The sequence below is a fragment of the Acinetobacter kanungonis genome, assembly GCF_009939195.1.
Lineage (GTDB): Bacteria > Pseudomonadota > Gammaproteobacteria > Pseudomonadales > Moraxellaceae > Acinetobacter > Acinetobacter kanungonis.
In genome coordinates this window covers 204,159-229,477 of the sequence record NZ_JAACKC010000002.1, presented here as the reverse complement: position 1 = coordinate 229,477, position 25,319 = coordinate 204,159, and the positions used below count along the sequence as shown (strand labels likewise).

General features: G+C 44.0%; 23 protein-coding genes and 2 tRNA genes. 12 read left to right on the top strand and 13 right to left on the bottom strand.

Going from position 1 to position 25,319, the window contains the following annotated elements:
- Window positions 1-85: 85 nt before the first annotated feature.
- The 3 genes from GWK51_RS05255 to GWK51_RS05250 form a co-directional block, all read right to left on the bottom strand.
- Window positions 86-514: a cation efflux protein, CzcI-like gene (locus tag GWK51_RS05255; RefSeq protein WP_328703727.1), complete on the bottom strand. Its 429-nt coding sequence runs from the start codon at window positions 512-514 to the stop codon at window positions 86-88.
- 134 nt (window positions 515-648) lie between these two features.
- On the bottom strand, window positions 649-825 hold the full coding sequence (locus tag GWK51_RS16455; RefSeq protein WP_171519146.1) for a hypothetical protein: 177 nt from the start codon (window positions 823-825) through the stop codon (window positions 649-651).
- Between the two features lie 177 nt (window positions 826-1,002).
- Window positions 1,003-1,431, bottom strand: coding sequence for a cation efflux protein, CzcI-like (locus GWK51_RS05250; protein ID WP_161932951.1), 429 nt, complete (start codon window positions 1,429-1,431; stop codon window positions 1,003-1,005).
- 182 nt (window positions 1,432-1,613) lie between these two features.
- Between GWK51_RS05250 and GWK51_RS05245 the strand changes: the two genes are divergently transcribed.
- A complete protein-coding gene (locus GWK51_RS05245; protein WP_161932950.1) occupies window positions 1,614-2,051 on the top strand; it encodes a tetratricopeptide repeat protein in 438 nt (145 codons plus the stop codon).
- Between the two features lie 50 nt (window positions 2,052-2,101).
- Here the strand turns inward: GWK51_RS05245 and ettA are convergent, their stop codons facing one another.
- Window positions 2,102-3,763: an energy-dependent translational throttle protein EttA gene (gene ettA, locus GWK51_RS05240; protein WP_016168729.1), complete on the bottom strand. Its 1,662-nt coding sequence runs from the start codon at window positions 3,761-3,763 to the stop codon at window positions 2,102-2,104.
- Between the two features lie 293 nt (window positions 3,764-4,056).
- Between ettA and GWK51_RS05235 the strand changes: the two genes are divergently transcribed.
- Window positions 4,057-5,334 (top strand): O-acetylhomoserine aminocarboxypropyltransferase/cysteine synthase family protein, encoded by a 1,278-nt coding sequence (locus GWK51_RS05235; RefSeq protein WP_161932949.1) that lies wholly within the window; start codon window positions 4,057-4,059, stop codon window positions 5,332-5,334.
- A gap of 285 nt (window positions 5,335-5,619) precedes the next feature.
- On the top strand, window positions 5,620-6,507 hold the full coding sequence (locus GWK51_RS05230; protein ID WP_142767635.1) for an SDR family NAD(P)-dependent oxidoreductase: 888 nt from the start codon (window positions 5,620-5,622) through the stop codon (window positions 6,505-6,507).
- Between the two features lie 58 nt (window positions 6,508-6,565).
- Here the strand turns inward: GWK51_RS05230 and GWK51_RS05225 are convergent, their stop codons facing one another.
- Both GWK51_RS05225 and GWK51_RS05220 read right to left on the bottom strand, forming a co-directional pair.
- Complete coding sequence (locus tag GWK51_RS05225; protein WP_161932948.1) at window positions 6,566-8,755, bottom strand: SulP family inorganic anion transporter; 2,190 nt, start codon at window positions 8,753-8,755, stop codon at window positions 6,566-6,568.
- Between the two features lie 274 nt (window positions 8,756-9,029).
- Window positions 9,030-11,396 (bottom strand): Tex family protein, encoded by a 2,367-nt coding sequence (locus GWK51_RS05220; protein WP_161932947.1) that lies wholly within the window; start codon window positions 11,394-11,396, stop codon window positions 9,030-9,032.
- Window positions 11,397-11,733: 337 nt separating this feature from the next.
- On the opposite strand from GWK51_RS05220, the gene ompR reads away from it, so the two are divergent.
- The 3 genes from ompR to GWK51_RS05205 all read left to right on the top strand — a co-directional run bounded on the left by ompR (window position 11,734) and on the right by GWK51_RS05205 (window position 16,180).
- Window positions 11,734-12,498: an osmolarity response regulator transcription factor OmpR gene (gene ompR / locus GWK51_RS05215; protein WP_016168735.1), complete on the top strand. Its 765-nt coding sequence runs from the start codon at window positions 11,734-11,736 to the stop codon at window positions 12,496-12,498.
- A 270-nt stretch (window positions 12,499-12,768) separates the two neighbouring features.
- The gene (locus GWK51_RS05210) at window positions 12,769-14,229 is read left to right on the top strand and encodes an ATP-binding protein (RefSeq protein WP_161932946.1); all 1,461 of its coding nucleotides are present in this window, start codon (window positions 12,769-12,771) and stop codon (window positions 14,227-14,229) included.
- A 433-nt stretch (window positions 14,230-14,662) separates the two neighbouring features.
- A complete protein-coding gene (locus tag GWK51_RS05205; protein ID WP_100241947.1) occupies window positions 14,663-16,180 on the top strand; it encodes an acetyl-CoA hydrolase/transferase family protein in 1,518 nt (505 codons plus the stop codon).
- Between the two features lie 46 nt (window positions 16,181-16,226).
- On the opposite strand, the gene GWK51_RS05200 is transcribed toward GWK51_RS05205, so the two are convergent.
- The 5 genes from GWK51_RS05200 to GWK51_RS05180 form a co-directional block, all read right to left on the bottom strand.
- Window positions 16,227-16,739, bottom strand: a complete 513-nt coding sequence (locus GWK51_RS05200) for a hypothetical protein (RefSeq protein ID WP_161932945.1) — start codon at window positions 16,737-16,739, stop codon at window positions 16,227-16,229.
- Between the two features lie 140 nt (window positions 16,740-16,879).
- The gene (locus GWK51_RS05195) at window positions 16,880-17,623 is read right to left on the bottom strand and encodes a class I SAM-dependent methyltransferase (RefSeq protein WP_161932944.1); all 744 of its coding nucleotides are present in this window, start codon (window positions 17,621-17,623) and stop codon (window positions 16,880-16,882) included.
- A 111-nt stretch (window positions 17,624-17,734) separates the two neighbouring features.
- Window positions 17,735-17,810: transfer RNA gene (locus GWK51_RS05190), tRNA-Phe, on the bottom strand.
- 138 nt (window positions 17,811-17,948) lie between these two features.
- Window positions 17,949-18,024 (bottom strand) — tRNA-Phe (locus tag GWK51_RS05185).
- Window positions 18,025-18,248: 224 nt separating this feature from the next.
- Window positions 18,249-18,632: a GNAT family N-acetyltransferase gene (locus GWK51_RS05180; RefSeq protein WP_100241265.1), complete on the bottom strand. Its 384-nt coding sequence runs from the start codon at window positions 18,630-18,632 to the stop codon at window positions 18,249-18,251.
- A gap of 96 nt (window positions 18,633-18,728) precedes the next feature.
- On the opposite strand from GWK51_RS05180, the gene hisB reads away from it, so the two are divergent.
- From hisB to hisA, 5 genes are all read left to right on the top strand, one after another.
- Window positions 18,729-19,322, top strand: coding sequence for an imidazoleglycerol-phosphate dehydratase HisB (gene hisB, locus GWK51_RS05175; RefSeq protein ID WP_100241264.1), 594 nt, complete (start codon window positions 18,729-18,731; stop codon window positions 19,320-19,322).
- Window positions 19,322-19,939, top strand: a complete 618-nt coding sequence (gene hisH, locus GWK51_RS05170) for an imidazole glycerol phosphate synthase subunit HisH (RefSeq protein WP_161932943.1) — start codon at window positions 19,322-19,324, stop codon at window positions 19,937-19,939. Before hisB ends, hisH begins: the two co-directional genes overlap by 1 nt.
- A 160-nt stretch (window positions 19,940-20,099) precedes the next feature.
- Complete coding sequence (locus GWK51_RS05165; protein WP_161932942.1) at window positions 20,100-20,636, top strand: DUF805 domain-containing protein; 537 nt, start codon at window positions 20,100-20,102, stop codon at window positions 20,634-20,636.
- A 105-nt stretch (window positions 20,637-20,741) separates the two neighbouring features.
- Complete coding sequence (locus GWK51_RS05160; protein WP_161932941.1) at window positions 20,742-21,377, top strand: 3'-5' exonuclease; 636 nt, start codon at window positions 20,742-20,744, stop codon at window positions 21,375-21,377.
- An 85-nt stretch (window positions 21,378-21,462) separates the two neighbouring features.
- A complete protein-coding gene (gene hisA / locus GWK51_RS05155; RefSeq protein ID WP_100241260.1) occupies window positions 21,463-22,194 on the top strand; it encodes a 1-(5-phosphoribosyl)-5-[(5-phosphoribosylamino)methylideneamino]imidazole-4-carboxamide isomerase in 732 nt (243 codons plus the stop codon).
- Between the two features lie 77 nt (window positions 22,195-22,271).
- On the opposite strand, the gene GWK51_RS05150 is transcribed toward hisA, so the two are convergent.
- Window positions 22,272-22,820 carry a helix-turn-helix domain-containing protein gene (locus GWK51_RS05150; protein ID WP_161932940.1) on the bottom strand — a complete coding sequence of 183 codons (549 nt, stop codon included), beginning with the start codon at window positions 22,818-22,820 and terminating at the stop codon, window positions 22,272-22,274.
- 95 nt (window positions 22,821-22,915) lie between these two features.
- Here GWK51_RS05150 and GWK51_RS05145 point away from each other — a divergent pair, with 95 nt between their 5' ends.
- Complete coding sequence (locus GWK51_RS05145; protein WP_161932939.1) at window positions 22,916-23,815, top strand: DMT family transporter; 900 nt, start codon at window positions 22,916-22,918, stop codon at window positions 23,813-23,815.
- A 55-nt stretch (window positions 23,816-23,870) separates the two neighbouring features.
- On the opposite strand, the gene GWK51_RS05140 is transcribed toward GWK51_RS05145, so the two are convergent.
- A complete protein-coding gene (locus GWK51_RS05140; RefSeq protein ID WP_161932938.1) occupies window positions 23,871-25,283 on the bottom strand; it encodes an NAD(P)/FAD-dependent oxidoreductase in 1,413 nt (470 codons plus the stop codon).
- Between the last annotated feature and the right edge of the window lie 36 nt (window positions 25,284-25,319).

The window sequence follows — 25,319 nt, the reverse complement described above, 5'->3', positions numbered from 1 at the left end:
CGAAGGCTTCGGAAATTTTAAAAGACATGATGATGCCCCACTAAAGTTAAAAATTAGTGGTGGGCAATATTATCGGCTACCCCACCTATAGCGGGGCGAAAACAGGAGGCGGGTTTGAAGGGAATAAATGTGGCGATTGATACAAGTTTTGCCAGTTAAACTGCACCTGAACCAATTTTGGAATAAACACGGGAGATACTGCTGCTGGCTGCGCTTCGGTCAGCATGATATGCGCAAACGAAGGCAAATGATCACTGTGATCATCTTGCTGAAAGGCAGCTAAATCGAAGGCGGTTTGAACTTGATCGGTCTTTTTCGAATGAACCGCAGCGGCCTCAGAGTCACAACTAGCCGTAGTATGATGCCCAAAATGCGACATCACCATCACGTTCTTTGGCTGCTCTTCATGCACACAAAAAGCTGCCGCCACATTCCAAAAACTTTGAAACATGAACAAGCTCAGCAATAAGGCGATAAAAAAACGAGAGCGTTTCACGGGATAAAATACGGTCATTTCAACTTGCGGACACTATAGCAGCTTCATGGATGTAATAAAATTACACTGGCCATCTAGGCAACCAAACGAATGAGTACAACAAAAGAAAGCCAGCCATATCAACAACTGACTTTCTTAAACGCACTTAAGCCTTATTCAGACTTCTGCTTAATGTTTACTTCTTGGCTCTTGTTATCGACTTGAGGGTTGACTTGTTCCTGAGCGGCTTGATTCTTCTCCAAGAAAATCAAGCCTCCATCTGCATGTGCTGCACCCGCAACAAGAAACAAAATAACCCATAAAAATTTTGAATTGCTTTTAATTAACATCAGACTCACCTCATCTAGAATAATTTACTCATGATTTCGTTCATGAAAGAACTTGCATCACTGAGCAGCTTTTTAGACATAAATTCAAAAGCAGTTTTGCTTAGAGTTCACTTCAAATAAGAAAGTAACTCTTTAAAATTTATATCTTTATGGTGAGTGAATTTTCGGCTACCCCACCTATAGCGGGGCTAAAACAGGAGGTGGGTTGGAAGGAAATAAATATGGTGATTGATACAAGTTTTGCCAATTAAACTGCACCTGAATCAATTTCGGAATAAACACGGGAGATACCGCTGCTGTCTGTGCTTCGGTCAGCATGAACTGCGCAAACGAAGGCAAATGATCACTGTGATCATCTTGCTGAAAGGCAGCTAAATCGAAGGCAGTTTGAACTTGATCGGTATTTTTTGGATGAACCGCAGCGGCCTGAGATTCACAACTGACCGTGCTATGATGCCCAAAATGCGACATCACCGTCACACGCTTTGGCTGCTCTTCATGCACACAAAAAACTGCCGCCACATTCCAAAAACTTTGAAACATGAACAAGCTCAGCAATAAGGTGATAAAAAAACGAGAGCGTTTCACGGGATAAAATACGGTCATTTCAACGTGCGGACACTATAACAGTTTCAGGGATGTAATAAAATTACACTGCCGATATTGATCGACTTCGTCACACAACATACAGAGAAAAACCAATTTGTTACAATAATTTAATACATCTGAGTGCCAGAACGTTTAAATTAAATAATGACACTGATGTTGTCAGCAACAAGGAGGCGAAAATGAATATGAAATACCTCAAAACAGTATGGACACTGTTATTTCAAACGCCCTATCACGACTTGGTAACACCTACATTTGACCTCGCAGGTGAACATGAATATCAACGTGGGCTACATTTCGAGCAACTGGCATTATGTGAGCACTATCATGTGTTCATGCAAAATAAGGTATTGCACACAGCCGCCCCGATACAGATCAACCACAGCCCGATAGCTTCCAGTAACACCCGTAATGCGATGTGGTATTTTCTTCGTTCTGCCTTACGCGGTAATCCTGATGCTGAATTTAAAATGGGCATTGGCTATTTAAATGGTCAATTGGGTCTGGATCGTAATTATGAGAAAGCCGAGAAGTGGTTAAAAAAAGCCGCACAAGATGGTCATCCTGACGCGAAACGCTGTCTGTATCATGCCTATAGTGAATTGGCTTTTTCTTAAAGCGTGTGCATAAAAAAACCAGCCCGAAGGCTGGTTTTTATTGGGTGAAATTAACCACCAATCTTTTTGTATTTGGTACGCTTTTGTACCGCATCTTCACCTAAACGAGCCAAACGGTAAGCTTCATATTCAGCATAGTTCCCTTCATAGAACTCTGGCTGTTCATTTTCAAATGACAAGATATGCGTCGCAATACGGTCAAGGAACCAACGGTCATGCGACACCACCATTACCGTACCTGGGAAGACTAAAATTGCATCTTCAAGTGCACGTAAAGTTTCGATATCCAAGTCGTTCGATGGTTCATCCAGTAGGATTACGTTCGCGCCCATTTGCAGGATTTTCGCCAGTTGTAAACGGTTACGCTCACCACCAGACAATTCACCGACACGCTTCTGCTGGTCTTGACCTTTGAAGTTGAAACGACCGATATAGGCACGCGATGCAATTTCGTATTCGCCGATTCTTAAGATATCCAAACCGCCAGAAACTTCTTCCCAAACCGTTTTGTTGTTATCCAAAGTATCACGGATCTGACCCACATAGGCCACTTTAACCGATTCACCTAAAGTTACAGTACCTGTATCAGGCTGCTGTTCACCCGTCATCATACGGAATAACGTGGTTTTACCTGCACCGTTTGGACCCACGATACCGACAATCGCAGTTGGTGGCACAGTAAAGCTTAAGTTTTCATACAACAAACGACCATCAAATGATTTGCTGATACCTTCAACTTCAACCACTTTATTACCTAGACGTGGACCAGGTGGAATATAAATTTCTGAAGTTTCGTTACGTTGTTGGAACTCACGCGAGTTAAGTTCTTCAAAACGCTCCATACGCGCTTTGTTTTTCTTTTGCTGACCCTTGGCATTTGAACGAACCCATTCAAGTTCTTTTTTCAATGCTTTGGCAAAAGATTCTTCTTGCTTCTGTTCTTGCTCTAAACGGGCATTTTTCTGCTCTAACCAAGCAGAATAGTTGCCTTGGTAAGGAATACCCATACCGCGGTCAAGTTCAAGAATCCACTCAGCCACGTTATCCAGGAAGTAACGGTCATGCGTAATCGCCACAATCGTACCTGGGAAGTCTTTCAAGAAACGCTCTAACCAAGATACAGATTCTGCATCCAAATGGTTCGTCGGTTCGTCAAGAAGCAACATGTCTGGCTTAGATAAAAGCAAACGACATAATGCAACACGACGGCGCTCACCACCTGACAGTAAAGTTACATCTGCATCCCAAGCTGGAAGATTCAAGGCAGCTGCTGCTTGATCCATTTGGTTGCTCAGGTTGTGCGCATCCCATGAATGGATAATGGCTTCTAATTTTTCTTGCTCTTTCGCGAGCTTATCGAAATCTGCATCTTCAGCTGCATATTCAGCAAAAACTTCGTCCAAGCGTGCTAAAGCATCAAGCGGTTCACGTAAACCATCTTCAACGTTACCACGCACATCTTTGTTTGGATCTAAAGGTGGTTCTTGCTCTAGGTAGCCGATTTTGATACCCGGTTGCGCACGAGCTTCACCAGAGAAATCTTTGTCTACGCCAGCCATAATACGAAGCAGGGTCGATTTACCCGCACCGTTTAAACCTAGGACACCAATTTTAGCACCTGGGAAAAATGACAAAGAGATGTCTTTCAAGATTTCGCGCTTAGGCGGAACCATCTTAGACACTCGGTTCATCGTATAAATATATTGGGCCACGCAGGACTCCTCAATAGAAAACCAAAAAATCGCAAAACAGCGAAAAATATTTTGGGGCATTATACGATGAATACACTGAAAAAATAAGGCATGAATCCGATCTTCAATGCAATGTTACAACTTTCAGTTCGTCTAGTTTTTATTCAGCATCTTCTTCGTAGCGTTTTACTCAACGAGTGCTGAACCTATTTCATCTTTATGAATTTTTTAGATAACTATTCTTAATATTCACACTTTCACTTATATTCAATAGTGATAGAATGTGCAAAATTTAACTCACGCAGATGAAGTTCATGACCTATAAAGATGAAACTTTAGCCATTCACGCAGGTTACAGCCCTGAAGCCACCACCAAAGCGGTGGCTGTGCCAATCTACCAAACCACCTCTTATGCCTTTGACAATACCCAGCACGGCGCTGATTTATTCGACCTGAAAGTCCAAGGTAATATTTATACGCGGATTATGAATCCGACCACGGCGGTACTGGAACAACGTCTGGCAGCACTTGAAGGCGGTATTGGTGCATTGGCTTTGGCCTCAGGTATGGCTGCCATTACTTATGCGATTCAGACCATTACCGAAGCAGGCGACAACATTGCCTCAGTCTCTACCCTGTATGGCGGAACCTATAACCTGTTTGCACATACCTTGCCGAAACAAGGCATTGAAGTGCGTTTCTTTGACTATCAAGACCCTGAAGCCTTGCGTGGACTGATTGATGACAAAACCAAACTGGTATTTGTCGAATCCATTGGCAATCCACTGGGCAATATCATTGATTTAGAAGCCATTGCCAAAATCGCCCATGAATATGGTGTGCCTGTCGTGGTGGATAACACAGTGGCTACTCCTGCCCTGCTGAAACCGTTTCAATATGGCGCAGACATCGTGATTCACTCGCTGACCAAATACATTGGTGGGCATGGCAACTCAATTGGGGGTGCCATTGTCGACAGCGGGCAATTCCCTTGGGGCAAATACCCTGAACGTTTTAAAGTGTTAAATACGCCTGACCCTAGCTATCACGGTGTCAATTATGTCGAAGCCTTGGGCGAAGCTGCATATATTGCGCGTGCCCGTGTGGTGCCACTACGTAATACTGGTGCTGCGATTAGCCCTTTAAGCGTATTCCTGATTTTACAAGGCTTAGAAACGCTGAACTTGCGTATGGAACGTCACACCTCTAATGCGCAGAAAGTGGCAGAATATTTGCAGCAACATCCAAAAGTAAACTGGGTCAACTATGCAGGCTTGAAGGATCATCCACAGCATGGCTTGGCGCAGAAATATGTGAAAGGTCAGCCTTCAGCCATTTTATCCTTTGGCGTGCAAGATGGTCGTGAAGGTGGAACCCGCTTTATTGATGCACTGCAACTGTTTACCCGCTTAGTGAATATTGGGGATGCCAAAAGCTTGGCGTGCCACCCTGCAACCACCACCCATCGCCAACTGAATGAGGCAGAACTCAAAGCTGCGGGCGTGAGTCTGGATATGGTTCGACTCTCGGTGGGCATCGAACATATTGATGACCTGATTGCCGATTTAGAACAAGCCTTGGCAGCAGTTTAAACAATGTGATCAAGACCTCACTGGAGGTCTTGATTTTTGAGCATTTTCTCTTGGAATTGCAGCAAAATCGTGCTAAAACTAAAAAAAATAAAAATCACCTATAGAGTAAATACTCTAAATTTATTTGTTAATTCAAAGACTTATTTATAGCTTTTTTCAGTATATCCGCTATCATTATGCGTGTGAGTTTTAGTCAACTCATGGAATAATGTGAACTAAGTTCTCCAATAAAATAAAGACAATTTAGAATTCAAGTGAACTAAATTCTAATCAGGGAAACACAGCGTGAAAGCAAAATTAGAGAAACAATTTCGGGACCGTATTCACGGTAAAATCGTCCTTATTACTGGCGCATCCAGCGGCATTGGTTTAACCACAGCACATCGTCTTGCCGATGCAGGCGCGCATGTACTGCTGGTTTCGCGAACCAAAGAAACCCTAGATGAAGTCAAAGCAGAAATTGAAGCCAAAGGCGGTAAAGCCTCGGTCTTCCCATGTGATTTAAATGACATGGAAGCAATTGATGCGGTCTCTAAAGAAATTTTGGCGTCTGTCGATCATATTGATATTTTGATTAATAACGCAGGTCGTTCTATTCGTCGCGCAGTACACGAGTCTCTTGACCGTTTCCATGATTTTGAACGCACCATGCAATTGAATTATTTCGGTGCGGTGCGCTTGGTTCTGAATTTATTACCTCACATGATGGAGCGCAAAGGCGGTCAGATCATTAACATCAGCTCGATTGGTGTATTGGCAAATGCCACTCGCTTCTCGGCATATGTTGCATCTAAAGCGGCACTAGATGCGTTTAGTCGCTGTTTATCTGCCGAAGCGCATTCACATAAAATTGCGATTACTTCAATCTATATGCCGTTGGTGCGCACACCAATGATTGCACCAACCAAGATTTATAAATATGTACCAACGCTGTCGCCTGAACAGGCAGCCGATTTAGTAGCCTATGCAATTGTGAAGCGTCCGAAGAAAATTGCCACCAATCTTGGTCGTTTGGCATCCTTAACCTATGCGGTTGCGCCAGACATCAACAACATGTTTATGTCGATTGGCTACAACCTGTTCCCAAGCTCTTCTGCTTCTGTGGGCAAGCAGGAAAAATTGAACTGGGTACAAAAAACCTATGCTCGCATTTTCCCAGGCGAGCACTGGTAAGCCCAAATCTTCAAAAAGCCTGTCATTTGACAGGCTTTTTTATAGCTGTATTTCTTCTTTAGGTTTCCAGAAAATTGACTCTGCCGGTTTGCACATCATAAATCGCACCGACCATAGCAATCTGTCCTTGCTCTACCATCTCCGCCAACACGCTACTATGTTGCTGGATATATTGCATGTTATACAACACATTCAGTGCCGTCACTTGATCCAAGAACGCTTTATTCAGCTCACGTGGTTGCATTATCTGATACACACTGTTGACCGATTGCATTAAGGGTCCCAGCACATATTGAATATGCGGCATCTCTTTCACCTCCGCGATCTGTTTCTGCTGTAAACGTAATTGGCAAGCACTGCTGACCGCACCACAATCGGTATGTCCAAGTACCACAATCACTTTCGAGCCTTTCGCCTGACAGGCAAATTCAAGTGAACCCAAGACTTTTTGTCCTGCAATATTGCCTGCTATACGCAAACTGAACAAATCGCCAATCCCGACATCAAACAACATTTCTGTCGGTGCACGTGAATCCATACAACCCAACACCGCGGCAATCGGGTGCTGACCTTGATCGGCCGTAACACGAATCTGACGATAGATATCACGTTGCAAACGATCATTTTGGACAAAGCGCTCATTACCTGCTTTCAGCAAATCAATCACTTGAGCTGGGGTTAATTGATGTTGTAATTCGGCGGTACTGATGTCTATATCTAGTACCGCATCATCCAGTTCTTGATAATGCTGCTTAAAGCCAATTAATTTCACATCGACTTGACGTTTCAGTGCCGTTTCAGCTTGATACTCCTGAATGACCTGATAGATATCTGCATCTATCGATTCCGATTGGGTGGCATCAATAATTAACTGTTCACCTGCATGAAGATGCTCCAGTGCGGAAATTAAGGCAGAACGATTCAAAAAAGTGACTTGTGAAGGCAATTCAATACGGGTAACAACACCATGCAAATGATGCTCTTTATAAATTCTGACGCCTTTATGAAAATTGCCGTACAGAATAAAAGCCGCACTAAAGAATAACCCAACCAGAATCCCCATCAACAAATCGGTCAGTAAAATCGCTATCAGGGTAATAATGAAAGGCACAAACTGGTTCCAGCCCTTTTGATAGAGCTGCTGGAACAACTTAGGATGGGTAAGTTTAAAACCAGTCACCAATAGAATGGCAGCCAATGCCGATAAGGGAATCATATTCATCAGTGGTACAAAGCACACCACAGCCAACAACAGCAATAACCCATGAATCACACTGGAATACTTACTCCGCGCGCCTGAATTGGCATTGACCGAACTGCGGACAATGACCGAAGTCAACGGCATGCCACCAATAGTACCTGAGACCACATTGCCAATGCCCTGCGCCCATAATTCACGATTTGGAGGAGATGAGCGTTTATAAGGATCTAACTTGTCTGCCGCTTCCAGATTCAACAAAGTTTCCAAGGAGGCAACCACGGCTAGGGTCAGTGCTCCTGTATAAATTAATGGCTCAGTTAAATAACGCCAGTCGGGTCCCATTAATACCTGCTCTGGTGCCTGCCAAATGTTGGGTAATTGAATTAAATTGGACGTACTCACTGCCCAAGGAGATTGAGTGGCGACTAACAGATAATTGATTCCTGCAGCCAATACGACAGCCACCAAGGCTGAGGGAATATTGTATTTTTTCAGTGGACTACAATCCCACATCAAGATCAGCAACAAGCTGAATAAGCCCATCAGTGCCGCACCCGCATCGACTGTGGCAAAGACCGTGTGGATTTGACCTGCCCAGAGCTGTTCCCATGAAAAATTGGAAAAACCCACGAGATAAGGTAACTGACTCAAAATGAGAATAATCCCGATCGCTGCCAAAAGCCCTAAAATGACATTATTGGGAATAAAATTGGCAAAGAAACCGAGCTTGAGTAGACCAAAGCCAATTTGCAGCAAACCCGCAAAAATAATACACAATAAAAAAGCGGCATAATTGCCGCCTAATTGATCCAATTGCACCAGAATCACTGCCGTCAGCCCTGCTGCTGGACCCGCAACGCTAATATGTGAGCCACTCAAAAGCCCAACCACTATACCGCCAATAATTCCCGAAATGATTCCTGAAATAATTGGTGCACCAGAGGCAAGTGCAATGCCTAGACACAGTGGCAACGCCACCAAAAACACCACCAAACCAGACAAAGCATCCCGTAGATGAAATCGGTTTTTTCTTTCTAAAGTCAACATAGTTAAACCGCTTATAATGATTAAATAGCAAAAAATTTACGTCTGTATATTAATATCCAGACGCCCTCAATCTTGTCGGACAATCTGCTGGGTGAAAAGTGAAGTTATGCTGTGCTGTTGTGAATGTTTAACAGCTTTTAATATTATTTTTGTTGATCTTCAGATTCGACTCATCTTGAAGTTAGAAACACGACAATAGCAAAGTTGAACATGGATCAATATTTTAAGCATAAAAAAACCTCCCGATGGGGAGGTTTTTTTCTCAGGTTAAGGCTTATTTCGAGCCTTTAATCCCTGCTTGTAATAACAATGCACCTAAACCACCAATCTTGTTGTCTTGTGGTTTATGGGCTTGCGGCTTTTGACCACCTTGACGCTCTCGACGATCACCTTGTGGACGCGCTTGTTGCGGACGCTTACCTTGAGGCTTACGCTCGCCACGCTGTTCTTGACCAGCATGTTCACGACGTGGTTGACGCGGTGCTTTCGGCGCTTCTGCTCCTTCTGCACGCATCGACAAGTTCACACGGTTACGTTCAGCATCCACCTGTAAAACACGGACCTGAACAATTTGACCTGGTTTTACCACTTTGTGCGGATCTGAAACAAACTCATTCGCCAATTCAGAAATATGCACCAAGCCATCCTGATGGACACCCACATCAACAAAGGCACCGAAATTCGTCACATTGGTCACTACGCCTTCAAGCTGCATGCCTTCCGTCAATTGCGCCACTTCAGTGATGTCTTCACGGAATTTAGCGGTACGGAATTCTGGACGTGGGTCACGACCTGGTTTTTCCAATTCGCTTAAAACATCTTGAATGGTTGGCAAACCAAATTGTTCATCTGCAAAATCTTCCGCCTTAATTTGACGAATAATTTCACTGTTGCCAATCAAGTCTTTCACAGTCGTCGCTTTGGCAGTCACCATTTTTTCGACCAAACCATAACTCTCAGGATGTACAGCAGAAGCATCTAGCGGTTCGCTACCATTTTGAATGCGTAAGAAACCTGCTGCTTGTTCAAAGGTACGATCACCTAAACGAGGCACTTTCTTCAAGGCTTGACGGTTGTCGAAACGACCATTTTCTTTACGGAATTCTACGATTTGCTGTGCAATGGCTTTGTTCAAACCTGCGATATAACCCAGAATTGCCGCAGAAGCGGTGTTGACATCTACACCGACCGCGTTCACACAGTCTTCAACCACTGCATCCAGAGTTTTTGCCAAACCAGTCTGGTTCACGTCATGTTGATATTGACCTACACCAATCGATTTAGGATCAATTTTAACCAATTCAGCCAATGGATCTTGCAAACGACGCGCAATAGACACTGCACCACGAATTGATACATCCAATTCTGGCAATTCAGTCGCAGCCAATTCAGATGCTGAATAAACTGATGCACCTGCTTCACTGACCGTCACACGTGTCACTTTAAGTTCAGAATGTTGCGCCATCATTTCAGCAACTACCGCTTCAGTTTCACGGCTTGCTGTACCGTTACCAATCGCGATTAAATCAACATTGAACTCTTGGCACAAACGCGCCAATTCAGCAATGGAGCCTGCTTTATCTTCTTTAGGTGCAAACGGATAAATGGTGCTATGTGCCACCACATCACCCGATTCATTGACTACTGCCAATTTCACACCGGTACGGATACCAGGGTCTACGCCCAACGTGCAACGGCTGCCTGCTGGTGCAGAAAGCAATAAGTGACGTAGATTTTCCGCAAACACTTGCATCGCTTCCGCTTCGGCATTCAAACGCTTTTCTGTCAGTAATGAATGTTCGATGCTAGGACGAACTTTGCCTAACCAGAACAGCTTTGCCGTTTGTTTTAAGAAGTCCTGACGTGCTTGCGGCTGAACTTGATCTAAATTGTATTCAACTTCAATACGTGCCAATGGTGCACTATCTTCACCATCCACTTTTAAACCCAAGACATTTTCTTGACGGCCACGCAACATCGCCAATAAACGATGTGAAGGCACTTTGTTCAGGTTTTCAGAGAAATCGAAATAGTCACGGAATTTTTTACCGACTTCTTTTTTCTCTTCACTTGCCACCAAGCTTTTTAGTACCGCTGTTTTGGCAAAGGTCGTTTTTAATTCAGTGGTTAATGCAATATTTTGTGCCCAGTCATCAATCAGAATGTGCTGGATCGCATCCAGTTGGCTTTCTAAATCTGGGTATTCTTCATGACTAAAACCCGCCAATGCTTCACTTGGTTCCACTGCTTCTTGAAAGATTTTTTCTGCAATTGGACCCAAGCCCGCTTCTTTCGCTTTAAACGATTTACTGGTGCGCTTTGGACGATATGGCGCGTAAATTTCTTCTAAAGCATTTTTGGTTTCAGCAGCATTTACGCGTGCCAATAAATCATCTGACAATTTATTTTGTTCTTTCAATGATTCAATGACTTTTTCGCGACGCTCGTATAAGTCTCTTAAATACGCTAAACGTGTATCGAGCTGACGTAACTGAGTGTCGTCTAGACCTTGCGTCACTTCTTTACGGTAACGTGCGATAAATGGAACGCTTGCGCCTTCATCGATTAGTTTAATCGCAGCTTCGACTTGATTTGAACGTACGGCAAGCTCTGTTGCCAACTGCTGAACTAAGTCAGTCATCGTGTTTGATCCCACAAGGATAAGTTCTAAAAGCCATGATTATAAAGACCAAGACCATAAAATCCACAATTGTTTTATTAAATTTCATTCTGATCGAATTTGCCAATTTTCGATTTTTTCATCAATCGCACACTTTTTTTGCATATTCTGGCAAAGAACTACAGTAAATCAGGCGTTAATCCGCTATTTTAGATGTATATATTTGGTATCTATGTCTTGATTTTAACTGCAATATTTGTTGCTTTAGAACATAGCAAATCGATATAAATGAATCGTATACTCCTAGTGATCTCTTGACCCCGTATACGATGACAATAAAGAATAAGGAGCACACATCATGAGTTTAGTTGTACCTGCAGAACATGGCGATGTTGTACATGCAGACACTGATCGCGTTGAACGCATTCTCGTCGTAGATGATGATGTGCGTTTACGTACGCTACTACAACGCTTCTTGGAAGATAAAGGCTTCGTGGTCAAAACAGCACACGATGCTACCCAAATGGATCGCTTACTCCAACGCGAACTGTTTTCACTCATCGTGCTCGATTTTATGCTTCCTGTGGAAGACGGTTTAAGTATCTGTCGTCGTTTGCGTCACTCCAATATTGATACCCCAATTATCATGCTGACCGCGCGTGGTAGCGATTCAGACCGTATTGCGGGTTTAGAAGCGGGTGCAGATGACTATCTACCAAAACCATTCAACCCGAATGAGTTGTTGGCGCGTATCCGTGCGGTATTGCGTCGCCAAGTACGTGAAGTGCCTGGTGCACCAAGTCAGCAAATGGAAGTGGTGAGTTTTGGTCCGTGGTCTTTGGATCTTTCAACACGCACCCTGACCCGCGAAGGGCAAGTGGTAACCCTGACCACAGGTGAATTTGCGGTACTAAAAGCCTTGGTGCAACATCCGCGTGAACCACTGACCCGTGACAAATTAATGAATTTGGCACGTGGACGTGAATGGGGGGCGATGGAGCGTTCAATTGACGTACAAGTTTCTCGCTTACGTCGCTTGATTGAAGAAAACCCTGCCCGTGCTCGTTATATTCAAACGGTTTGGGGTGTAGGTTATGTCTTCGTTCCAGATGGTGCGGAATAATACTGATTTAACGAAATCATCCAAATACATTTTAGGAATTTCGTGACATCCCATTCGCAACTGTTCGAGGCAGGAGAATTTCGATAAGAAAGTTTCTGCGAGAATTCAGATGAATGCTTACATTGGACGAGTTTTGCGAATGGAAATGGTTTTGCCTACTTTTGCCGAAACAAAAGTAGGTCCAACTGAAGGTTAAAACTGGATTTCAAACTCATCACAGTAAGACCCTGCAAAAAACCTCACCATATTCTTAAATTATTGGTAATTACCGTGAAGCTAGATCCCATCGACCCGCAAGAATTTACTGATTTTGTCCACTATTCCGAGAAAAAACGCACGCCCTCAGAACGCTTTCTCGACAAAATTAAACCGCGTTCAGCCGCCATGCGTACAACGGTGTTGGTGCTGTTTGTGGTGTTCTTTAGCTTATTCATGTCGTTATGGTTCTTCTGGAAAACGCTGTATTTACCTGAAATCCAACAGCATGCGAGGTTTCTTGCTGTTGAACTGGAAATGATCAACAACCCGCACTTAAAAATTTATCATGACGATGTAGAACTGGATATTGACCGATGGCTGAAACAGCGCGTTGGAGTTGAATATGTCACTGATCCTCAAGAATATCCCAACGTCAAAGATAAACTGATTGCTGACTTCTTTACCAACCGCATTGAGCATCAGCTCGCCAATGAACTAAAAATTAAAGACGTCACGGTGTATTTCCAGTTTAAGCCGAGCCCACGAATTTGGGTGCAAACCCCCGAAATGAATGGGCACTGGGTGCGAGAACCATTGAAAACCTATGCCAATTACAGTCCGGAACTGATTTTTGGCTGGCTGTTTGGCGTTCCACTGATTTCTGCGGTGATTATTCTCACCCTTGTGCGCCAGCTAAACCGTCCATTACGTCGCCTGCAAAATGCAGCAAACAGTTACAGTAAAACTGGTACGGCACCCTATTTAGAAACCAATCATGGACCTCAAGAGATTCGTGAGGTGAACCAAGCCTTTAACCACATGATTTATACGCTGGATCAGACCGAGCGTGATCGTCGAATTATGCTGGCTGGGATTTCACATGACTTGCGTACACCCCTGACCCGTATTCGTCTCAGTGCAGAGATGATGCCCGATGATGACTTCTTAAAAGAAGGCTTAATCTACGATGTCGAAGATATGGATGCCATTCTGAATCAATTCATCTCGTTCATGCGGGATGGATCGGATGAAGTCCTGCAAGCCACAGACATCAACAACTTATTGCAAGAGTTGGTGATTCAGTTTAAGCCACTGGATATACGTTTTAGCCCGCAAGAATTGCCATTAATTCAAGCCCGCAGTTTGTCGCTGAAACGTCTGATTGGCAACTTAATCAATAACTCTAAGCGTTATGGAGCTGAGCCTGTGGAATTGGCAGCTCGGGTCGAAGGCGAACATATTATGATCAGTGTGGCGGATCATGGTGAAGGCATTCCCGAAGATCAGATTGAAGAATTGATGCAGCCGTTTGTCCGTGGCAATGCCGCGCGAACCGTGCAAGGCAGTGGCTTAGGTCTCGCAATTGTGAAACGGATTGTCGATATTCACCAAGGTAAACTCCTGATTCACAACCGTAAACAAGGTGGGCTGGAAGCCATTATTTTGCTGCCTTTACCGCAAGAAGAACCTGAAGAACACGCGACCAGCAATCCAATTGAGAAACTCAAACAAAGTATTAGCGAACACTTCTAACAAACGCAGTGATTCTGCCAAGGTGAATGTTGTACAGCCCATGCTACACAGCTTCACCTTTTCATCAATGAGGACGTCAAGAAGGCTCCCCTGATCAATCCTTCAACAGCAATTAAATGAAATTTCCAACATATTAAAAATGATTTGCTCTACTTTTTTATCTAAATTTTTCTGTATCGTGACATTGTGATCTTCAAAACATGCCATTTGTAACAAACTTTACGCTAATTTTGATCAATAACCGTACAGTCAGCTTTAAAATTAAGCGAATTCTGAAGAAATATCCCTCATAAAATCAATTGATTAAAAATTATCAAAATTTGTTATACCCGCATTTTTCTAAAAAATTAGACCTTAGCATAACAGGTATGCAAAATGCTTTTTCTGATGGGTACAATCCCTATCAGTTTCAAGATTTCAACGAGAGTCAACCATGTCATTAGATCGCATTCGTTTAGCTTCACTTCACGACAAAGTCATCAGCGCAGAACAAGCTGCAGCATTCATCGAAGACGGCATGACCGTAGGTATGAGTGGCTTTACCCGTGCAGGCGAAGCAAAAGCTGTTCCATTGGCTTTAGTAAAACGTGCTCACACCAACCCTTTAAAAATTACGTTAATCACGGGTGCGAGTCTGGGTAATGACCTTGACAAACAATTGACTGAAGCGGGTGTTTTAGCACGTCGTCTTCCATTCCAAGTAGACAACACTTTACGTAAAGCCATCAACAATGGCGAAGTGATGTTCATTGACCAGCATTTATCTGAAACTGTTGAGCAAATGCGTAACCTTCAGTTGAAAAAGCCAGATGTTGCCGTGATCGAAGCGGTCGCAATCACTGAAGATGGTGGCATTATTCCAACAACGTCTGTAGGTAACTCTGCAAGCTTTGCAATTTTTGCTGAAAAAGTGATTGTTGAAATCAACACCAACTTAAGCCCAGCATTTGAAGGCTTACACGACATCTATATTCCAACGTATCGCCCAACACGCCAACCAATTCCATTAACTCAAGTGGATGAGCGTATTGGTACAACTGCGATCAACATCGATCCTTCTAAAATCGTAGGTATCGTATTTAACAGCGAATTACATGACTCTCCATCAACCGTAACTCCTCCAGATGATGAGACTCAATCAATTGCTAACCACTTGATCGCATTCTTCGAAAAAGAAGTTGCTGAAGAGCGTTTACCGAAGAACTTAGGTCCTCTTCAAGCAGGTATCGGTTCAATCGCAAACGCAGTATTGACTGGTTTGAAAGATTCAAACTTCGAAGACTTGATCATGTACTCAGAAGTCCTACAAGACTGTACGTTTGAATTGATTGATGCAGGCAAAATGATTTTTGCATCAGGTTCTTCAATTACTCTTTCTGCAAAATACGGCGAGAAAGTATTTAACAACCTTGAAGCTTACAAAGACAAATTGGTACTTCGTCCACAAGAAATTTCGAACCACCCAGAGTTGGTACGTCGTTTAGGCATTATCGGGATTAACACTGCACTTGAGTTTGATATTTACGGTAACGTGAACTCAACTCACGTTTGCGGTACCAAAATGATGAACGGTATTGGTGGTTCTGGTGACTTCGCACGTAATGCACACTTGGCTATCTTTGTAACCAAATCAATTGCGAAAGGTGGCGACATTTCTTCAGTTGTTCCATTTGCATCACACGTTGACCATGCAGAACACGATGTCGACATCCTTGTGACTGAACAAGGTCTTGCAGATCTTCGTGGTTTAGCTCCACGTGAGCGTGCGCGTGCGATTATCGACAACTGTGCACACCCAATGTACCGTGATGCGTTAAACGACTACTTTGACCGTTCATGTGCAAAAGGTGGTCATACGCCACACTTACTACGTGAAGCGCTTTCTTGGCACTCTAACTTCGAAGAAACTGGTCACATGCTTGCAACTCAAGCTGAAGCAAAATCTGCTTAATCAGATCAGTTAAAAAACGCCCCGCATGGGGCGTTTTTTTATGCACTTAGTGTGAGGTCAATAAAAATAGCTTCGCTAAACCACCCACATTCATTCGCTGTTCTACAGTTCCCATTGAAACCACACCAAGATTCAACTGAATTTGCGAGATCGGCTGGGTATGCTGTAAAGGACTATTCGGATTTACCACAGGATCAATCATGCGATATAGCCCCAGCCGAGGATCATCCGACTGTAAGCCTTCCGCAATTGAATAGACCTGCAACAAAATTGGCAGCGGCAAATCAAAATCTGGAATCTGCTGCGGTGGTAAAATTTCCTGCGAAATTCGCGCACTTTCAATCAAAGGAGATTGCTGTGCTGCAACTTCTAGCTGCATTAAATAATGCTCAAAAATTTGCTGTCTACCTTGATCGGGTTGGGATTGAATATCCCCCGTTTCGGCGCGTAAATCTTGTTCTGTTAATGCGGAGAGATCATAAGCGTCTTTGGCATAGCCGTGACTCATCAACAGTGCGCTCAAAACCAGTGCACTGGATATGATGGGAGAGAAATACATGGCAAAATGTCCATTAAAATTTCTACCCTTTATATTTTAAAACTCAGATAGAGTTTAAACAGTTGCATCCACGTAAAGCCACGCATTTAAATCATAACTGAATGGCGCGTTCGACGTATTGAATCCTTCCCAACCAGCTCTCACCTACACTCTAAACGTCCAAGCCGCAACAGAACTGGGAAGCTCAGGCTCAGCATAGGATTGCCTTTCGCTGCTAACAGCTCACGTAGCTCATGCAAGGGATCATGCTGCTGAGCACGCTGGTAATGCTGCAAGCCCGACCATGTGGCGAGATACTGCAACACTTGCGCGCTGCGCCATGTGTAATTCAAGGCTAAAGCTGGCACTGTTAATTCCTGAAAAGGAAAAGGGATCGTTTGATAGTGCTCATCGATATAACGCCGCTCTGGATCCCAATAACCTTTTAGCGTTTCAAAATAGAGCTGATGTAGCGCTTGTTGCACTTCAGCATCTTGTAACTGGATCAAACCATAACCAATCACGGCAATGACGCCATTCGGCTTGAGCACGCGCTTCACTTCGGTATAGAACGCAGTAAAATCGAACCAATGAATTGCTTGTGCCACACAAACCAAATCTACCGAAGTGCTTGCAAGTGAGCTGTGTTCAGCGGTTGCATGTAAATAGCGTACATTCGCAAAGTAAGGGGCATGCTGGAGTTGTTGCTCGCTCAGGTCTGTTGCAAGCACCTGCGCGAAATGAGGCGCAAGTAACTGGGTAAATTGTCCTGAACCTGCCCCACAGTCCCAAGCCAATGCGCATTCAGGGACATACGCCAAAATAGCCTCTAGAATTTCTGTCGAATATTGTGGGCGTGCCTGTTGATAACGCTGACTATGCTCAGAAAATAAATCCTTATTCATGCTGCTGATCCCGCCCTGTTGTTATTGTCATGTTTGCTTATTTAAATTGTATCGCATGACTTTTCTTGCGGCATAAAAAAACCCAAAACATTGTTTGGGGTTTTTTGAATATGGTGGCGAGACCCAGGATCGAACTGGGGACACACGGATTTTCAATCCGTTGCTCTACCTACTGAGCTATCACGCCGATGCCGTGTATTAAGCCGTATCTGAGGTAAATAGTCAATGCTAATTCTAATTATTTTAATCGTTTGAATATTTTTTACCCAAAAAAAATCCCTGATGGGATCAGGGATTGAAAACACAAATTCGGTTTTAAAATATATGGTGGCGAGACCCAGGATCGAACTGGGGACACACGGATTTTCAATCCGTTGCTCTACCTACTGAGCTATCACGCCGATGGGGCGTATTAAAGCGCTTTAAGATACAGCAGTCAAGCGACTTTTTATTATTTTTGTATCAAATGATTGCTTTTTCATCAAAGCTTAAGCTCTATCTTAGTGAAATGCTTTAACTTTGCATGGCATTAGAGTGGAATCTTCAAAAGAAAAAGCAGCATCACTGCTGCTTTTATGGAATGCGAAGACAGACTAGAGCATCAGCACGGACGCAACTTTTCCAGTTAACTCGGCAATTTATTTAAATGTGCCAAACAACGGTGAATAGCGCCACACCCCGGCTCAAACACCTTCACGCCTTTGGCTTCTTCCATACGGCACACCTCTGCCACCAAGCGCTCCGCAACGCCACGTCCGCGATTGGCAGGATGGACCACAATATATTCAAGGGTTTTACTTTCACCCTGCCCCGTACACCAAATTGCACCAATCACTTTGGTATTAAATTCTGCGGTGTAAACTAGGGTATACTGAGCTAAGTTTTGCTCAAGTTGTTCAATGGCATCTTGCCCGTCACCAAATTCTGGGCTGGTGTCATACAGTCGCTCAAGCTGGCTGCGAATTTCTTCATTTTCTAGTGAAGTATAAGCATGTACGGTGATAGGCATTGATAAACCCTCCTGAGCAATCTAATATGCGGTGATTTCGTCACGGCGAAAAACAGTTTACATCAATCATTTTTGACGTTTTTGAGGAACGTGTCTATGACAGAACGTATCAGTGAAGTGGTAAGAAATACCAACGAAACCAAAATTCGAGTTCGTTTAAATCTCGATGGTACAGGTCAAGGCACTTTAAACACTGGAGTTCCTTTTTTAGACCATATGATTGATCAAATCAAGCGGCATGGACTATTTGATATCGATATCCATTGTGATGGCGACTTGGAAATTGATGATCACCATACGGTAGAAGACTGTGGTATTACCCTTGGTCAGGCTTTTGCCCAAGCATTAGGCGATAAAAAAGGCTTACGTCGTTATGGTCATTTTTATGCGCCACTGGATGAATCTTTAAGCCGTGCTGTGGTTGATTTATCGGGTCGTCCAGGTTTGTTTATGGATATTCCTTTCACACGCGCCATGATTGGTCGTTTTGATGTAGATTTATTTTCTGAATTCTTCCAAGGTTTCGTCAATCATGCGCTCATGACGGTGCACATTGACAACCTTAAAGGTAAAAATAGTCACCACCAGATTGAAAGTGTGTTCAAGGCTTTTGCTCGTGCATTGCGTATGGCATGTGAAATTGATCCTCGCGCAGCCAATACCATTGCTTCAACCAAAGGAAGTTTGTAATGACCCGTATTGCACTTCTTGATTATGGCATGGGCAATTTGCACTCGGCGGCAAAAGCGTTAGAACATGTCGGTGCGACGGTGGATGTCACCAATGATCCTAAACTGATTGCCCAAGCGGATAAAATTGTATTTCCTGGCGTAGGTGCCATGCGTGACTGCATGCAAGGCATGCATGAAGCAGGTATTGATGAAGTGGTACGCAAAGCGACTTTTAACAAACCTGTTTTAGCCATTTGCGTCGGTATGCAGGCACTGATGCAACATTCTGAAGAAAATGGTGGTGCTGATGCACTGGGCATTTTTGAAGGTGAAGTCAAACGCTTTCCAGACATGGATGGCTTAAAAGTGCCACACATGGGTTGGAATCAAGTGCATCAAGCAGATCCAAGCCACCCAATGTGGAACAACATTGAACAAGATGCGCGTTTCTACTTCGTTCATAGCTTCTATGTTGAGCCAAAAGACAGTAGCATTGTTGCTGCGACTTGCGATTATGGCATTCAGTTCTGCACTGCCATTCATCAAGAAAATCTGTTTGCGACACAGTTCCACCCAGAGAAAAGTCACACGGCTGGACTGCAATTACTGAAAAACTTTGTGGAATGGGATATTTAAACCTATTACACACTCGAAGCCCGCAACTCGCGGGTTTTTCTTTTTAGGCTAATTAATGCTTTAATCTTCAGCTTAACCTAATTATAATTTTAAAATTAAATCAAATATTTATTTCAAAAACCCATACATTACACTTACTAAAAATTATAGGAATATCATTATGCATTCTTCTGTGAATGATTCTGCACTCAGCGCGGCTGGACGTTTTGGACGCTTATCTTATTTAGGATGGAATGGTCTACTTTTGGTCGTAGTCATCTTTTTTGGCATTCTCGCAGCTATCGTACTCCCCGGCTTTTCTCCAGAAGCAGGACAAAACATGCCCTTCCTTGCCTTGCTCATTATTGGAATTCTTTATATTGGCATAATGTATTGTAGCTTTGTCTTTAGCATTCGTCGTTTACATGACCGTAATCATAGTGGTTGGTTATCTTTACTGATATTGGTGCCGTTTGCCAATTTCATCATGATATTGTATTTATCTATGGCGAAAGGCGATGCTCATGAAAATCAATTTGGTCAACCTAGACAAACACAAACGTGGGAAAAGATTTTAGGCTGGATTTATATCCTTATTTTTCCGATTGGTATTTTATTCGCCATTGCGATTCCTGCTTATTCGAATTATGTACAACGCGCACATCAATCACAGGTCGAAATGCAACACCAGCACATGGACACGCAGAAAGCTGAATAAAATCGCACAACACTAATGCGCTTTGAAACCTGCAACTTGCAGGTTTCATTTTGCCTTTAAAATAAAAAAGCGCTAGTCTGCTTAAAAAGCTCGCATTGAATTCAAATGAATCCTCTCCATACTCCTTCGCCCCTGCCAAGCAAAGAACAAATTCAACAACTACCTCTTTTTCAAAATTTAGCCCCCGAACAAATTCAACTGGTGTCCAACTTGGCGCAATGTCATGCCTTACAAGAGGAATTATTTAAAGCACCTTTGTTTGGTTTTGACTCCGAATCCAAACCCACTTTTCGCAAGGGGGAAGTCGCGACAGGTCCACATGTGATTCAATTGGCGACCGCAGACAAGGCTTATATTTTCCAAATTAGTCCTGCCATTCTGGATTTTCTGACCCCAATTTTTGAAAGCCCGATACAACTGAAGGTTGGTTTTGGACTAAAAAATGATGCGCATCTATTTCGCAAAAAAGGCATTCATTTCAATCAGGTGCTGGATCTCTCCAAAGCCTTTCACGCCTTTGGCATAACTACGCCTGTCGGGGTGAAAAATGCCATGGCCTTGCTGTTTCAGGTCAATTTTCCGAAAAGTAAAAGTGTCAGCACCTCCAACTGGAGCAAGTTCCCCTTAAACCCCGCGCAAATCCAATATGCAGCTGCCGATGCCTACGCTCCCGTGCTGATTTATCAAGAATTGCTGCGTTTAGGCATTACTTTGCCTGCCGCACAACATAGAACGAAATAAAAGCAACAACTTGCTTAGATATTTGCCAATACTTTGCTAAGATTGCGGCGAATAAATTTTAAAAGATCGGGTAAGGAGCGAAAGCATGCTGATCATCCCTGCAATTGACCTGAAAGATGGCAAATGTGTGCGTTTAAAACAAGGCCGTATGGAAGACGATACCGTATTTTCTGATGACCCTGTAGCAACTGCACAGCATTGGGTGAATGAAGGCGCACGCCGCTTACATTTGGTCGATTTGAATGGTGCTTTCGCAGGTACACCAATTCATAAGCCTGTAGTCGAAGCGATTGCCAAAGCACAACCTGAGTTGCCAATTCAAATTGGCGGTGGGATCCGTTCACTCGAAACGATTGAACACTACCTTGATGCAGGTGTGTCTTTTGTGATTATTGGCACCAAAGCAGTGAAAGAGCCTGAATTTGTTGAAGAAGCCTGTAAAAAATTCGCAGGTCGTATCATTGTCGGGATTGATGCCATGAATGGCATGGTCGCGACCGATGGCTGGGCGAACGTAACAGACGTTAAGGCAACCGATTTGGCTAAACGTTTTGCTGATGCAGGTGTCTCCAGCATTGTGTACACCGATATTGCGCGTGATGGCATGATGCAAGGGGTGAACGTAGAACAAACCGTACACTTGGCACAATACTCAGGCTTGCCTGTGATTGCTTCTGGTGGCGTGACCAACTTGGATGACGTGCGTAACCTCAAAGGTCAACCGGGTATTTTGGGTGCGATTACAGGTCGTGCAATTTATGAAGGTTCATTGAACTTACGTGAAGCACAATTGTTATTGGATCAGCAAGCGCTCTAATCCTAAGCACTAAAAAAGAGGTCGAATGACCTCTTTTTTTTATGCGGTAAATCTAGGATTTAATCTATTCACTGGCTTTAGTAAATTGCATTACGAATAAATTTCAGGGGAATAGCCGCCTGATTGATATAGCGGTAGTCCATGCTACTGGCATACACAATTGATTCGCCTGCACGCAGCACTTTCATTTCGCCTGCCAAATCAAGGGTCAGTTCGCCTTCAATCACATATAGCATCTCGCGCCAACCTTCTGGGTCAGGTTCAGCACAATACTGTTCATTCGGTGCGAGCGTCCACGTCCAAAGTTCCACTTTTTTACTGGCCGATGCCGAAGCCAACAGCTTTGCCTCACTGTGCTCTTGCGTGCCCTGCCAAGCCAAGGCATTGACCACCGCTTGCCCTTGCTGTTCAGGGGCAGCAATCATCTGAGCAAAATCCACTTCCAGCACATCGGCAATCAAGCTAAGTTTTGCCAGACTGATATTGTCCTGTCCTGTCTCGACCCCTGCCACCATGCGACGACTTAGGCCTGCTAAATCCGCCAATTGCTGCTGGCTCAAGCCCCTGAGATTGCGATAATGGCGCACATTTTGACTGACATATTGTAAAACTGAGGGATGCTTCATACAGGTGTTTCAAGAAAACATTGAGCAGTATATTGCACAAAAAATAAAAGCATGGCAAGCTATGTGCAATATACTGCACAATATTAAAACCCACTATGTTCACTCAATCGCTCGGCAGCAAAGCGCCTGTGATCGCCCTGATTTTAATTACCTTTATCTGGGGCGGTACCTTTTTGACGGTTAAATTCGCCTTAAATTTTAGTTCACCGATGTTTTTTGTCGGGCTGCGTTTTGCCTGCGCTGCGACCCTGATCGGCTTGCTGTCTTTCAAACAGTTAAAACACATCACCCGTCAGGATCTTTGGGCTGGATTTATTATTGGCTGTATGTTGACCATTGGTTATGGCACACAAACAGTCGGCTTAAAGACCATCAGCAGCAGTGAATCCGCATTTTTAACCGCGCTGTATGTACCACTGGTGCCAGTATTGTTGTGGCTGATCTTCCGCAAAACTCCACATTTCATGATCTGGATTGGTGCCTGCTGTGCCTTTCTCGGTTTAGTGTTACTTACAGGCAACGGTTTCCAAGCCATTTCGCTTAACTTCGGTCAAATCGTGACTTTGTTGGGGGCGATTGGCATTGCACTGGAAATCATTCTGATTGGCTATTTTGCCCCAACAGTCAATTTGGCACGTGTCACCGTGATTCAATTGGCAGTGGGTTCAATCCTGTCTTTTGCTGCTATGCCACTGGTAGGAGAACATCAAATTCCAGCCTTCTCATGGCCACTGGTGAGCATTGCCTTTGCTCTGGGACTTGCCAGCGCCATGATTCAATTTGTAATGAACTGGGCGCAGCGTTCGGTTAATCCTTCTCAGGCTGCAATTATTTATGCAGGCGAGCCTGTTTGGGCAGCGTTATTTGGTCGTCTAGCTGGGGAGCGTTTGGCTCCACTGGCTTTACTGGGCGGCGTACTGGTGGTGCTTGGTATTCTGATTAGTGAATGGAAGCCCAAGCTGCTGAAATCAAAAAAACAAGCAGAGCAGCTATAATGTTACAACACGAAGTCGCCCTGATCTTTGGCGACTTCGTCATGAGGGTAGATAATTAGAACGACACCATTTTGCCCGGATTCACCATCGCCCCCAGACTATAGGCACTTTTCGCCATCGGAATCACCACTGGGGCTAAGGCACGACCGAACAGAATATCCTGATGCTGAATGCTGGTCAGCATCTGAAAATCATCCGCCTGACCACAAAAATCATCGGCAATGGCTTTACCAATCCTGACGGTCTGTGCCACGCCATGCCCGCTCCAGCCTTGTACTGCATAAATTGGATATTGATCGCCAAATTTGCGGCTATCCGCAGCACCATTCATGGTGAGATCGGTGGTGCCACTCCAGACAAAATCCAGTGCTACATTTTGCAGTTGCGGGAACACATGCTGAATCCGCCCCAATAAATATTGATGGGTCTTTTCTGGGGTCCAGCAAGAACCTGTGCCTTCCCCTCCAAACAACAAACGGTTTTGGGATACGCCACGGTAATAGTCGATTTGGAATTGAGTGTCATACACAGGCGTATCTGATGGTAACAGCTCTTTTAAATCCACTTCTAACGGTGCTGTGGTACACACATAGGTATAAAACGGAATGGTGGTTTGGTTATGCTGTTCTAGCAGTTTGAACGAGGCATGATGCACCGCCATGACCACACTCTTACGGGCTTTAATCACCCCAGTGGGAGTCGTCACATAAATACCATCATCACGTTCCTGTACCGCAAGTACTTCGGTTTGCTCGTAGACCTTGCCACCATTCTGGCAAAAGCCATAGGCTAAACCACGATTCAAGGCCAAAGGATGAATCTGCCCACCTAAGCTGTCCAGCAAGCCGCCAAAATAATTGTCGGAGTTCACATGCTGCATCAGCTCGTGTTTGCCCACCACACGGGTATGATCTTCACCTAAATATTTACGTGCATCTGCACCTTGGGTGAGTGCCACCAAATGTCCTTCGTGTACCGCTGCGGTAATATGCCCCTGCTTGCGCTGTAAATCGAGCGCATAACGCGCTGCAATGTCATCAATTAAGGACATAGCTTCAGTCGAAGTAAAGTGCCACAGACGCTTGGCATCTTCATAACCGAAATGACGAATCATTTCTTCGGCTTCCCAACGCGCTAAACCAGGGGTGAGTTGACCACCATTGCGCCCTGATGCTGCCCCTCCAATCCGATTTTTCTCGACCAGTACGGTGTCTACCCCTTGTTCGGTTAAATGTAGTGCGGTGGATGTACCCAGTAAACCACCACCAATCACCAGCACATCACAAACGATATCGGCATTCAGCGCATCGAAATGATGCCAATCCTGTAAGGAACTTTCATAATAGTTGGCAGGATGGGGAAACTGTCCACGTGTGTCCGGAATCCAGTTCCACTCTTTGCCACTTTGTGCTTGATGGCTGGCTTTGAATTCCACATCTTCGAGAAATTTTGGCTTATTGATTTGCATATTTACACTCACTTCTTTTAGATTTACACGTCACAA